At 67.0% G+C, this 12,463-nt stretch carries 11 protein-coding genes; 4 read left to right on the forward strand and 7 right to left on the reverse strand.

What is annotated here, in order from left to right:
* Positions 1–33 precede the first annotated feature (33 nt).
* The 3 genes from K320_RS0102965 to K320_RS0102975 all read right to left on the reverse strand — a co-directional run bounded on the left by K320_RS0102965 (position 34) and on the right by K320_RS0102975 (position 2,711).
* Positions 34–954 (reverse strand): LysR family transcriptional regulator, encoded by a 921-nt coding sequence (locus K320_RS0102965; protein ID WP_024537394.1) that lies wholly within the window; start codon positions 952–954, stop codon positions 34–36.
* A gap of 256 nt (positions 955–1,210) precedes the next feature.
* Positions 1,211–2,176: an Hsp33 family molecular chaperone HslO gene (hslO, locus tag K320_RS0102970; RefSeq protein WP_024537395.1), complete on the reverse strand. Its 966-nt coding sequence runs from the start codon at positions 2,174–2,176 to the stop codon at positions 1,211–1,213.
* 10 nt (positions 2,177–2,186) lie between these two features.
* Positions 2,187–2,711 (reverse strand): gamma carbonic anhydrase family protein, encoded by a 525-nt coding sequence (locus tag K320_RS0102975; RefSeq protein WP_024537396.1) that lies wholly within the window; start codon positions 2,709–2,711, stop codon positions 2,187–2,189.
* 42 nt (positions 2,712–2,753) lie between these two features.
* Here K320_RS0102975 and K320_RS0102980 point away from each other — a divergent pair, with 42 nt between their 5' ends.
* The 3 genes from K320_RS0102980 (at position 2,754) to K320_RS0102990 (ending at position 6,199) form a co-directional block, all read left to right on the forward strand.
* The gene (locus K320_RS0102980) at positions 2,754–3,554 is read left to right on the forward strand and encodes a ferritin-like domain-containing protein (RefSeq protein WP_024537397.1); all 801 of its coding nucleotides are present in this window, start codon (positions 2,754–2,756) and stop codon (positions 3,552–3,554) included.
* Positions 3,555–3,642: 88 nt separating this feature from the next.
* Entirely contained in the window at positions 3,643–4,902 is a 1,260-nt protein-coding gene (locus K320_RS0102985) for an EAL and HDOD domain-containing protein (RefSeq protein WP_024537398.1), read from the forward strand.
* Between the two features lie 25 nt (positions 4,903–4,927).
* Entirely contained in the window at positions 4,928–6,199 is a 1,272-nt protein-coding gene (locus tag K320_RS0102990) for an EAL and HDOD domain-containing protein (protein WP_024537399.1), read from the forward strand.
* Between the two features lie 13 nt (positions 6,200–6,212).
* Here the strand turns inward: K320_RS0102990 and xerD are convergent, their stop codons facing one another.
* From xerD to K320_RS0103005, 3 genes are all read right to left on the reverse strand, one after another.
* Entirely contained in the window at positions 6,213–7,127 is a 915-nt protein-coding gene (gene xerD / locus K320_RS0102995) for a site-specific tyrosine recombinase XerD (protein ID WP_024537400.1), read from the reverse strand.
* A 111-nt stretch (positions 7,128–7,238) separates the two neighbouring features.
* A complete protein-coding gene (locus K320_RS0103000) occupies positions 7,239–9,206 on the reverse strand; it encodes a TRAP transporter permease (protein ID WP_024537401.1) in 1,968 nt (655 codons plus the stop codon).
* A 19-nt stretch (positions 9,207–9,225) separates the two neighbouring features.
* Complete coding sequence (locus K320_RS0103005; protein WP_024537402.1) at positions 9,226–10,185, reverse strand: TAXI family TRAP transporter solute-binding subunit; 960 nt, start codon at positions 10,183–10,185, stop codon at positions 9,226–9,228.
* 156 nt (positions 10,186–10,341) lie between these two features.
* On the opposite strand from K320_RS0103005, the gene K320_RS0103010 reads away from it, so the two are divergent.
* Complete coding sequence (locus K320_RS0103010; protein WP_407059750.1) at positions 10,342–11,295, forward strand: AEC family transporter; 954 nt, start codon at positions 10,342–10,344, stop codon at positions 11,293–11,295.
* Positions 11,296–11,374: 79 nt separating this feature from the next.
* On the opposite strand, the gene queG is transcribed toward K320_RS0103010, so the two are convergent.
* A complete protein-coding gene (queG, locus tag K320_RS19400) occupies positions 11,375–12,451 on the reverse strand; it encodes a tRNA epoxyqueuosine(34) reductase QueG (RefSeq protein WP_024537404.1) in 1,077 nt (358 codons plus the stop codon).
* Positions 12,452–12,463: the final 12 nt, after the last annotated feature.

Genomic DNA, 12,463 nt, shown 5'->3' on the forward strand with positions numbered 1-12,463 from the left:
CACGCACGGCCACGCTCGTCCGGCTTGCCGGCGTCACGGGCCTTCCTGCCGCTGGCCATCGGCCTGGCGGAATGCCTCGGCAAACTGATCCAGGTGCGCCAGCAGCGCCCGCAGCGCCGCGCTGTTGTGCCGCCGCTGCATGTAGGCGGCGTACAGCCATACATCCGACGGCGAAAACTGCTCCAGCGCGGGCTCCAGCTCACCGCTTTCCAGCCACTGCGCCAGCGATCGCCGGGGCGTCCACATCACGCCCAGGCCTTGCACGGCCAGGGTGATCAGCGGCGCCGGCTGGGTGGCGTTGACGCGCGGCTGCAGCGCCAGCTCGAACGGTTTGCCCGCCACCTGGAAATGCCAGCGCGGCGCCTGCCCCGGCAGGCTCCAGGCGAGCTGTGCGTGGGTGCATAGCTGGTCCGGACGCTCCGGCTTGCCGTGCGCTCGCCAATACGCAGGCGATGCCACGGCGACAAAGTCAATGCGCAAAAGGCGGCGCACGATGAGATTGGCATCCCCGATGGGGCCGGCGCGAAACGCAAGGTCGATACCTTCCTCGGCCAGATCCACGATACGGTCCGTGATGCGCCAGTCCAGATCCACTTCCGGGTATTGGCGCAGAAACTCACTCATCATGGCCGGCAGGTCGGTGTGCACCAGCCCATAGGGCATGGTCACCGAGAGTCTGCCGCTGGGGCGCGTTGCGCGCTGGTGCAATTCGCCGTTGGTGAGATCGACCAGCTCCAACACCGCGCTGCTGCGCTCGAACAGCAGCTGCCCCGCATCGGTCAGCGACACCTTGCGCGTCGTGCGGTTGAACAGGCGCAGGCCGAAACGCCTTTCCAGCTCGGCGATTGCCTTGCTCACACTGGCAGGTGAAACGCCTTGCGCCGCAGCGGTGGCGGAAAAGCTGCCGCGGCGCGCCACCTCGCGAAAAATCTGTATGAGGTCCAGCGAATCCATGAGCGATTATTCCCTGTGCGCACGCTCCGCGGGCGCATTTCCGATTCCGGGCAGTGGCGGCGCGCCGGCGCCATCCAGCGCGGAACCGATGCCAGCCCTTGTTGCGCAGCGATCGCGGCCTTCGAACATTGTCTTGCCTTGGCCCAAACAGCGGCATTGCGCTTGCTTCAGCGCAATGGTGCTGTCTCTCCCATCAGAAGCAAGACCGCCGATCAGACATCGGCAGCGGCAAGAGCCACGGCCCCGGCACACCACCTCACTGCACGTGGGGCGGCACCGGCGGCTGGCTGCCGGGTTCGGTGAAGAGCTGGCGGACATCGACGGCGTCAAAGCGGTATTGCTGGCCGCAATATTCGCAGCCAACCTCCGCCTCGCCGCGCTCGCGCAGAATGCTCTGCACCTCTTCCTGCCCCAGGCCGCGCAGCATGCCCGCCACGCGCTCGCGCGAGCAGGTGCAGGCAAAGCGCGGGCCCTGCTCGCCTGACAGTGGGGCGAATCCCATCAATTTCTCTTGCCAGAACAGGCGGTGCAGCACCGCCGAGGGCTGCAGTTCCAACAGTTCGCGCTGCGTCAGGCTGGCCGCCAGCGTGGCGATGCGTTCGTAACCTGCCTCGGCCTCCTGCACGCTGCCACCCAGATTGCCAGCACCCGTCAGCGGCATGCGCTGCACCAGCAGGCCGGCGGCGACGTTTTCATCCGCCGCCAGCACCAGCGTGCTGGCAAGCTGTTCCGAGCGCCGCATATAGTGCTGCAGCCCAGCGGCAAGCGTGTGAAACGGAGCGCCGCCGTCGTCAGCCAGCCCCACGATGCCCTGGTAGGGCTGCTGGCCCTGTGCCCGCGTCCGCGGATCCAGCGTGATCGCGCAGCGCCCCTTGCCCCCGGGGTTCGCCAGCGCCGCCAGATCGGCATCCGCGGCCACCGCGCCGCTGACGGAGGCGGTGGCACGCAGGCGCAAGTCGGCCTCGACCTGCGCCACCGCGAGACGCACCGGACCATCGCCCGCTATCTGCAGAATGAGCGCGCCGTCGAACTTGACATGGGTGTGCATCAACACCGAGGCCGCCAGCATTTCGCCCAGCAGCTGCGCCACCGGCAAGGGGTAGGCGCCGGTTTCGGTATTAGCCGCGCGCCGGCGCAGCACCTCGGCCCAGGCATCGGTCAGGCGCACGATGGCGCCGCGCACCGGCAGGCCATCGAACAGGAAACGCTGCAGTTCGGACACGGCGGCGCGCTCAGGCAATGCGCTTGAGCCCGGCCTTGAAGCGGCGGGCATTTTCGATGTAGTGGCGCGCGCTCCAGCGCAGGCGCTCGATCTGCTCGGGCGTGAGCTGGCGCACCACGCGCGCCGGGCTGCCGATGATCATCGAGCCATCGGGGAATTCCTTGCCCTCGGTCACGAGCGCGCCGGCGCCGACGAGGCAGTTCTTGCCGATCTTCGCGCCATTGAGCACCACGGCGCCAATGCCGATGAGCGACTCATCGCCTATCGTGCAGCCGTGCAGCATCACCTTGTGGCCGACCGTCACGTTCTTGCCCACGGTCAGCGGCAGGCCTTCGTCGGCATGCAGCACGCTCGCGTCCTGGATGTTGGAGCCGGCGCCTATGGTGATGTGCGCGGTGTCTCCGCGCACCACGGTGCCGAACCAGATGCTGGCGTCTTCGTGCAGCGTGACGCTGCCCATCACCTCGGCGCTTTCTGCCACCCAGCTGGTCGCCGCCCGTTGCGGCGCCACGCCATCGAGTTCATAGATTGCCATCGCGCTGCATCTCCATAAAACGCCAAAACTACAATTGTAGGGATGGAGCTTCGCCAACGCGCCCTGGATGTGCTGGGGCTGACAGATATAGAGCAAAAACCGGCGCAAACGCTTGCCCTGCATGCGCGAGCAGCTACTTTGGATATAGCAACTGCGGCTGTCTTGGCGGCCCGGCGGGCACTGCCCGGGCACCCTGCCCGCCCGCCGCTGCTGGCACCTACCCAGGTGCAGCGCCGCTCTCCCGCCACCTCCGAAGGCCGCGCGGTGCTGATCCACGCGATCGCGCACATCGAATTCAACGCCATCAACCTCGCGCTGGACGCCATCTGGCGCTTTCCGGGCATGCCCGAATCGTATTACCGCGACTGGCTGCGCGTGGCGGCCGAAGAGGCAAAGCACTTCACGCTGCTGCGCCGGCACCTGCGCACGCACCTAGGCCGCGACTACGGCGACTTTCCGGCGCACCAGGGGCTGTGGACCATGTGCGAGAAGACCGCGCACGACATCACGGCGCGCATGGCGCTGGTGCCGCGCACGCTGGAGGCCCGCGGGCTGGACGCCACGCCGCTGATCCAGCACAAGCTGCGCGGCACGGGCGCGCCCGATGCACTGGCCGCGGTGGAGATTCTGGACACCATCCTGCGCGAAGAGGTCGGCCATGTGGCCATCGGCAACCACTGGTACCGCTGGTTGTGCGCACGCCAGGGGCTGGACCCGGTGCAGCATTACGCCCTGCTGGCCCGGCAGCACGGCGCGCCGCGCGCCAAGCCGCCGCTGAATGGGCCAGCGCGCCTGGCGGCCGGCTTCACCGAGGCCGAATTGCGCTGGCTCGCTGGGGAGTAGAGCTGCGACAATGGCGCGCACGGCAGCGTTGCCTACAATGCCCCGCACTACCCCGCGTACGGCACCAGCCACGGCAGCCACAGCACCCATGACAGACATTTCCACTCCTGCCTCTTCTGGTCAGCGCAATGGCCCGGCAGGCGCCATGATCGCGCGCCAGGCCATCGTCAACGCCAAGCAGGCGGTAGTCGGCTACGAGCTGCTGGACCGCTCGCATGCGCGTGACGACCATACGGCCGCCAGCGATGTGCTGGCGCTGTTCAACGCGCTCTCGCATGCCGGCAGCGAAGAAATCGTGGGCAAGAGCCTGCTGTTCGTCAACTGCACGCATGAGAGCCTGTCCGGCGGCCATCTGGAGCTGGTCAATCCCGACCGGATCGTGCTTGAAATCCCACCGCTGGCGCACCCCGCGGCCGAGGAAATCGCCGCCCGCCAGCCGATCCTGGCCGCGTTGCGCGAGCGCGGCTTTCATCTGGCGTTCAACCAGTCGGTGCTCGAATCCGCGTATGCGCCCTGGCTCGCGCAAGCCGATTTCATCAAGCTCGACCTCTCCGTGCTGCCGCCCGACCAGGCCACGGTGCTGATCCACTATGCACAGCGCGAGAGCAAGGCCGAACTGATCGCCGAGAAGCTGGAAACCGCGCAGCAGTACGACATGGCTTCCTCGCTCGGGGTCGGGCTGTTCCAGGGCTACTGGTTCGCCCGCCCGGCCCTGGTGCAGGCCAAACTGCTGAGCCCGGTGCAGGCCAACATCCTCGAATTGCTCAACCTGGTGCGCAAACAGGCCAATACCGATCAGATCGAAGACGTACTCAAGCGAGACGCGGGCCTGGCCTTCAACCTGATGCGGCTCATCAACTCCGCCGGCCTGGGGCTGCGCCGCGAGATCACGTCGTTTCGCCAGGCCGTCATGCTGCTGGGCCTCAAGAAACTGTTCCGCTGGGCCGCGCTGCTGCTGACCGCCGCGCGCCTCGGCGGACCGCCGCCGGCCGTCGGCCAGACCGCGGTGGTGCGCGGCCGATTCATGGAACTGCTGGCGCAGGAATTCCTGGCGCCCGAGCAGGTGGACGAGGCTTTCCTCGCGGGCATGTTCTCCATGCTCGACCAGATGCTGGACATGCCGCTGCACCAGGCGCTCCAATTGCTTGATCTGCCCACCGAAGTGGTCAGCCAGATCGAACACCACGATGGCCCTCTGGGCAAGCTGCTGCTGCTGGTGCAGGCCTGTGAAACCAGCAGCGACGAAGACTTCGACCATGCGCTGCAGGCGCTGCCGCTGACCAGCCAGCAGGTGAACATGGCGCATCTGCAGGCGCTCGCCTGGGCGGACCGGATGTGCGAAGCCTGACACCGCGCACCCGCCCCTGCACACCATGACCAATACCCCCAAAACCACCCCTCCCGACATCCCGGCCGACGACAGCGTGGTCGCCATCGCCCGCCAGGCCATTCTCGATGCCCAGCGCGCCGTGTTTGGCTATGAACTGTTCGACCGCAGCACCGCGGCCGACAAGCACACCGCCGCCACGGATGCGGCCGTGCTGTTCAACGCTCTGTCCTACGCCGGATCGGAAAGCCTCATCGGCCGCAATGTCGTCTTCATCAATTGCACCCACGAAAGCCTGGTCGGCGCGCACCTGGACCTGATCCATCCCGAGAAGGTGGTGCTCGAAGTGCCTCCGCTGAGAGCCGAGGCGTCTGCGCAGGACATCGACGGCAAGCTGGTGATCTTCCAAGGCCTGAAGGAACGCGGCTTTCGCATCGCGCTGGACCAGAATGCCCTGCGCAAGCCCTATGCCAGCTGGCTGCCGCTGGCGGATTTCATCAAGCTGGACATGATGGCGTTCAAGCCGGAACTGGCCGAGCCGCTGGTGAAGTTCGCACGCTCGGCCAACGCCAAGGCGACGCTGGTGGCTGAAAAGGTGGAATCGGCCGAGCAGTACGAACGCATGGCAAGGCTCGGCGTGACCCTGTTCCAGGGCTACTGGTTTGCCAAGCCCACGGTGGTCAAGGCCCAGACCATACGCCCGACCCAGGCCACCATCCTGCAGCTCATCAACCTGGTGCGCAAGCAGGCCGAGACGGACGAAATCGAACAGCTGCTCAAGCGCGATCCCACACTCTCCTTCAACCTGCTGCGTTTCATCAACTCCTCGGGTTTCGGCCTGCAGGTGGAGATCACCTCGTTCAAACACGCGGTGATGATCCTGGGGCTCAAGAAGCTGTTTCGCTGGGCCGCGCTGCTGCTCACCACCTCGCGCAACACCAGCACGCCGCTGGCCGTGGGCCAGACCGCCGTGGTGCGCGGGCGGCTGATGGAGCTGCTGGCCGCAGAAATGCTGCCGCCGCAAGAGTGCGACAACGCCTTCGTGGTCGGTGTGTTCTCGCTGCTCGATGTGATGCTGGGCGTACCGCTGGAGCGCGCACTGGAAACTGTGTCGCTGCCCGAGCCGGTGGTCGATGCACTGCTGCACAAAAAGGGGGTGTTCGCCCCTTTCCTGGAGCTGACCATCGCCTGCGAAAGCGGCGACGATGCCGCCTTCGCGCGCGCCGCCGCGCAGCTGCAGCTGTCCAACCACCAGGTCAACATGGCGCACATGCAGGCGCTGGCCTGGGCGGACGAACTGACCAGCGACAGCCAGTAGCCCGCCGCCCGCCTCACCCGCGCGGGTGGTGCTGCGCATGCAGCTGCTTGAGCCGCTCGCGCGCCACGTGGGTATAGATCGTGGTGGTTGAAATATCGGCGTGGCCCAGCAGCAGCTGCACCACGCGCAGGTCCGCGCCGTGGTTGAGCAAATGCGTGGCAAACGCGTGGCGCAGGGTGTGGGGAGAGAGCGGCACCGCAATGCCGCCCAGCTGGGCATACTTCTTGACCAGCATCCAGAACATCACCCGCGTCATGGCGCCGCCTCTATGGGTGACGAAAAGGTCTGGCGTCTGCTGCCCGCCCAGGATCACCTCGCGCGACTCCTGCACATAGCGCTGCAGCCATTCGCACGCCATCTCTCCCATGGGCACGAGCCGCTCCTTGCTGCCCTTGCCCAGCACCCGCACCACGCCCTCGGCCAGGCTGACATGAAACGTCTTGAGCCCCACGAGCTCGCTCACGCGCAGGCCGCTGGCGTACATCAGCTCCAGCATTGCACGGTCGCGCAGGCCCAGAGCGGTGGCGACGTCGGGCGCGGCCAGCAGGGCTTCCACCTGCGCCTGCGTCAGCACACCCGGCCTGCGCGGAGGCTGGCGCGCGGCCAGCATGCGCAGCGTCGGGTCCCCCGCCAGCAAGCCCTGCTGGCGCGCCCAGTGGAAGAAGCGCCGGAAGACCGTCAGCCGCCGGTTGGCGGTGGTGGCGCGCGTCTGGGCGTGGCGCGCGGCGAAATACGCATTGAGCTGCGCCTCCGTGGCCTGCAGCAACCCTGAATCCTGTCCCGCAAGCCAGGCGGCCAACGCGCCCAGGTCGCGGCGGTAGGCCTGCAGGGTATTGGCAGCCAGGCCGTCCTGCAGCCACAGGGCGTCGGCAAAGCCGTCGATCAGGCGCGTATCGCTGTCGGAGGAGGAAAGGGAAATATTCGCCATCACGCATTCAGGAAATTGCCGGCCGCCGCGGATCGGTCGAGGCACGCCAGGCCATCTCCGCCCCGCCGCAGCGCCACCCGCCTGTCTCGGCATGATGCCGCATGGACCAGCTCAAGAGGCGCCGGGGCTCATGCGCCATCCGGGCCTGCGCAGCCACTGCAGCAGCAGCGACAGCGCGATCAGCGCCAGGCCCACCGCATCGGCCCAGGCATGGGGATAGACCAGCAGCAGCCCGGCGGCAATGAAGGCCAGGCGCTCCCACCAGCGGCAGCGCACCAGCGCCCAGTTCTGCGCGCCGCAAGCCAGGGCCGCGATGCCGGCCGAGGCGGTGACGACGATCCAGGCAACCTCCCACCACGACACACCCGCCGGCGGCTTGAGCAGCAGGCCGGCCCCGGCCGGGTCGAGCACGAAGACGAACGGCAGCAGGAAAGCCGGCAGCGTGTACTTCCAGGACTGCAGCGTCGTCTTGTACGGGTCGCCCCCGGTGATGGCGGCGGCCGCGAAGGGCGAGAGCGCGGTGGGCGGCGAGACCTCGGAGAGCACGGCGTAGTAGAAGATGAACATGTGCGCCGCGTAGTCGGGCACACCGAGCTTGACCAGCGCCGGCGCGGCGATCACGGCGCAGATGATGTAGCTCGCCGTCACCGGCACCGCCAGCCCGATGATCCAGACGATCAGCGCGGTGTAGATCGCCGTCAGCAGCAGGTTGCCGCCGGCATAGTCGATGACGATGGAGCTGAACTTCAGGCCCAGGCCGGTCTTGCCGACCACGCCGACGATCACGCCCGCGGCCGCGCAGGTGGCGGCCACGCTGAGCGCCTGCTTGGAGCCGTCGCTCAGCGCGGCGATCAGCTTGGGCGGCCACATTGCCGTCTCGCGCGACAGGAAGCTCACCGCGAAGGCGACCACGGTGGCCCAGAACACCGACATCAGTGGCGAGAAGCCGTAGACCATGAAGCCGACGATGGCCACGAGCGAGAGGAAGTGAAACCAGAACCGGGCCGCCAGTTGCAGCGCGGTGGCGCCGACGCGCGTTTCCTCCAGGGCGCCGCCGCTGCTGAATTTCCTCGAATCGAGTTCCACCATCAGGAACAGCGACAGGTAGTACAGGCAGGTGGGAATGGCCGCCATCAGCAGCACGTCGAGGTAGGAGATCTTCAGGAACTCGGCGATCAGGAAGGCCGCCGCGCCCAGCACCGGCGGCGAGATGATGGCGCCCAGGCCGCCGGCCGCGAGCAGGCCGCCGGCCGAATTGGCGTCGTAGTGGGCGCGGCGCAGCATGGGCCAGGCCACGGTGCCGATGGTGACCGTGGTGGCCACCCCCGAGCCCGAGGGGCCGCCCAGCAGGAAGGACGACAGCACCACGGTGCGCCCCGCGCCCGAGCGCTTGCCGCCCAGCAGGGCGAAGCTGAAATCGAGAAAGAACTTGCCGGCGCCCGAGTGCTGCAGGAAGGCGCCGAAGATGGTGAACATGATGATCAGCGTCGCCGAGACGTCGATGGCGGTGCCGAAGATGCCTTCGAGCGACATGTACATCACGCCGATCATGCTGCTCAGGTCATAGCCGCGATGGGTCCATTGCCCCGGCAGGTAGGGCCCGAGGAAGGCGTAGGCGCCGAACAGCACGACCACCAAGGGCATGATCCAGCCGGTGGTGCGCCGGCACGCCTCCAGCACCAGCAGCACGAAGGCGACCCCGAAGGCCAGATCCCAGTGGTCGGGCAGGGTGCTGCGGTCCCAGAAGTCGTCGCCGCCCATCAGGATGTAGACGATGGTGGCGGCGCCCAGCAGGCCGAGCAGCACGTCATACCACATCAACCGGTTGCGCAGCCGCCTGGCCGCCGGAAAGATGAGGAAGATCAGCAACAGCACGAAGCCGACGTGCACCGGGCGCAGCACCTGCGTGGGCACGATGGAGGCCGCGGCGTACAGGTGGAACAGCGACATCACCACCAGCAAGGTGGTGATCAGGAGGTCGAGGCGGCCGCCAAACCGGCTGGCGGCGCCCTCCTCTTCTTCGATGAACTGCTCGGCGGCCTTCAGTTGCTCGTCGGTGACGGTATCGTCGGCGGCCATGGAGAACGCATCCGGCCGGTCAGTTCTTGAACTTCACGCCGCGCTCTTCAAAATACTTGCGCGCGCCGGGGTGCAGGGGAATGGGCGAACCGGCGGCTTGGGCTTCCAGCGTGATGTTCTGGGCCTCGCGGTGCACCGCGACCAGCTCATCCTTGTGCTCCATCAGCGTCTTGACGATGGTGTAGGCCATCTCGTCGCTCATCGCCTTGTCGGCCACCAGCAGGTTCCAGACGTCGATGTTGCTGGCATCCCTGGCCTGCCCCTTGTAGGCATTGGCGGGTATCGTGCTCTTGACGTAGAGCGGGCCCCACTTCTTGTTCATCGCGTCGGCGTATTCGGCATGGTCGATCAGCTTGAGCGCCATCCCGGGCGTCGCCGCCAGATCGGTGATGGCGGCCGTGGGCACCCCGCCAACCCAGACCAGGCCATCGATCTTGCGGTCCTTCATCGCATTGACGCCCTCGGCGACCGACAGCCGCTCGCGCTGCACCTCCTTGGCGATGCCCGCGGCCTCGAACAGGCGCATGGCCATCACCTCGGTGCCGCTGTTGGGCTCGCCTGTGGAAATGCGCTTGCCCTTGAAATCGGCCAGCTTGTCGATCCCCGTGCCCTCCACGGTGACGACATGCATCTTGTTCGGATAAAGCACCAGCAGGGTGCGTGCGTCCACCGGACGGTTCTTGAACTTGCCCGCGCCTTCGGTGGCGTCATAGGCCGAGTCGGCCATCGAAAAACCGAAATCCTGCTTGCCCTGGCCAATCAGTTGCAGATTCGCCACCGAGGCGCCCGTGACTTCGGCGGTGGCTTCCCAGCCCTTGACGTATTTGGACAGGACGGCCGCCATGCCCCCGCCCATCGGGTAATACACGCCGCCCGTGCCGCCCGTGCCGATGGACAACCGGGTCATCGTCTGCGCGCCTGCCATGCCACCCAGGCAAAGTGCCACTCCGGCCAGGAATCCGATCAGTATTCTCTTCATGTCCAGGGTCTCCATCAAAAAGGTTGGTGGCCTGCCGGGAACCGGCATCGCAGGCCGCACAAAAAGTATAGAGGCCGGGCTCCCGATGCCAAGAGAGGGAAATCCCGACGCGCCACGGGACAAAATGGAGTGTTCCGCTCCACAATCCGTCGCCTGCTGGCGAATCCGCCCCCGGGTCCCTGCCCGCGCCACCGCCTGACCATCGTGAACTACGCCGCGCTGCTGCTGCCCGATTTTTCGCTCATCCTCGTGGGCTGGCTCATCTGCCGCTTCACGCCGCTGAACCGCGGCGTCTGGCAGCCGGTGGAGCGGCTGGTGTATTACCTGCTGTTTCCGATCCTGCTGTTTCTCTCGATCGTCAAGACGCCAATCAACCTGGGCGAAGCCTCCAGCCTGATGGCCGCCGGCCTGCTGCTGAGCTGCGGCGGCGTCGCGCTGTCGTGGAGCCTGCCGCACCTGCCCCTGTTCAGGCGCCACATCGACGCGCGCGACCACGCCGGTGCCGCGCAGGTGGCGTTCCGCTTCAATTCCTACATTGCGCTGGCGCTGGCCGCGCGCGTGGCGGGCGAGGCCGGTTCGCAGGCGGTGGCGATCCTGATCGGGGTCTGCGTGCCGCTGATCAACGTGGCCGCCGTCTGGCCGATGGCGCGGCACAGCGAAAGCCGGCTGCTGCGCGAGCTGGCGCGCAATCCGCTGATCATCGCCACCGTGTCCGGGCTGGCATTCAACCTCGCCGGGCTGCAGCTGCCGGGCTGGCTCGCGCCTTCGCTGCAGCGCGTGGGCGCCACCGCCGTGCCGCTGGGCCTGATGGCCGTGGGCGCGGGCATGCAGTGGGGGCAGTTGCAGACCAGCCGGCTGCTCACCGCCGGGGTGCTCGCCATCCGCCACGTTCTGATGCCGGCCTGGGGCTGGCTGCTGGCCCGCCTGCTGGGACTGGAGAGCACGCAGGCCACGGTACTGGTGGCCTTTGCCGCGCTGCCCACGGCATCGAGCTGCTACGTGCTGGCGGTGCAGATGGGCTACCGCGGGCCGTACGTGGCCGGGCTCATCACGCTGTCGCACATCGTGGCCCTGGCGAGCATTCCGCTGGCACTGCGGTTTTTCTCCTGAAAACATAGCTTTTTGCGCATGGTAGATAAGCGCTAACGCCTGTTTTTATTCACGGTTAAAGCGGCTCCCACCGCCGCAATCATCCCTGCTGCAGCGCCCAGGCAACATGCTCGCGTACCAGCTCGCTCGGGTGATCGCGCCGCGCGCGCAAGGCCGTGCGAATGGCTTGCGCCTCTTCACCACTGGCCTGGCGCAGCGCATTGCCCAGCGCCACGGCCACGTTGCGCAGCCAGCGTTCGTGGTTGATGCGCCGGATCGGCCCGCCCTCGGTGCGCCTCAAAAACGTTTCCTCGTCCCACAGGAACAGATCGACGAGCTGCCGGCCCACCAGCGGCGAGCGCTCATCGAAGTCAGCGACCTCGGTTTTCCGCGCGTACTTGTTCCACGGGCAGATGGTCTGGCAATCGTCGCAGCCGTAGATGTGGTTGCCCATTTGCGCGCGCAGTGCTTCGGGGATCGCACCCTTGTTTTCTATCGTCAGGTAGGAGATGCAGCGGCGTGCATCGACCACGCCGGGCGCGACGATGGCCTGCGTCGGGCAGACGTCGATGCAGGCGGTGCAGGTGCCGCAATGGTCGGTGACGGGCGCGGTCGGCGTGAGCGCGAAATCGACGTAGATTTCGCCCAGAAAGAACATCGAGCCCGCGTCGCGCGAAAGGACCAGGCCGTGCCTGCCCTGCCAGCCCTGGCCGCTCAGGCGCGCCAATTCCTTCTCCAGCACCGGGGCCGAATCGGTGAACGCCCGGTGGCCAAACGGCCCGATGGCCTCGGCAATGCGCTCGCACAGCTTGTTCAGCCGCCCTCTGACCACCTTGTGGTAATCCCTGCCGCGCGCGTAGAGCGACACCACGCCCTCTTGCGGGCGCTGCAGCCGCTGCAGTTCCCGCGCTGCCCAGTCGGAGGGCGCATCCCGCGGCAGATAAGGCATGCGCGCGGTAATCACGCTCAAGGTGCCGGGCAAAAGCTCCGCCGGGCGCGTGCGCTTGGTGCCGTGCCGCTCCATGTAGTGCAGGCTGCCGTGATAGCCCTTGGCAAGCCAGTCCAGAAAACGCGGCTCGGCCAACGAGAGGTCCACGCCCGAGACGCCGATTTGGGAAAATCCCAACTCCCGCGCCCAGACGCCGATCTGCGCCATCAATTGCCCGTCGTCCACCATCGCCCGATTGTA

The organism is Comamonas badia DSM 17552 (genome assembly GCF_000484635.1).
GTDB lineage: Bacteria > Pseudomonadota > Gammaproteobacteria > Burkholderiales > Burkholderiaceae_C > Comamonas_C > Comamonas_C badia.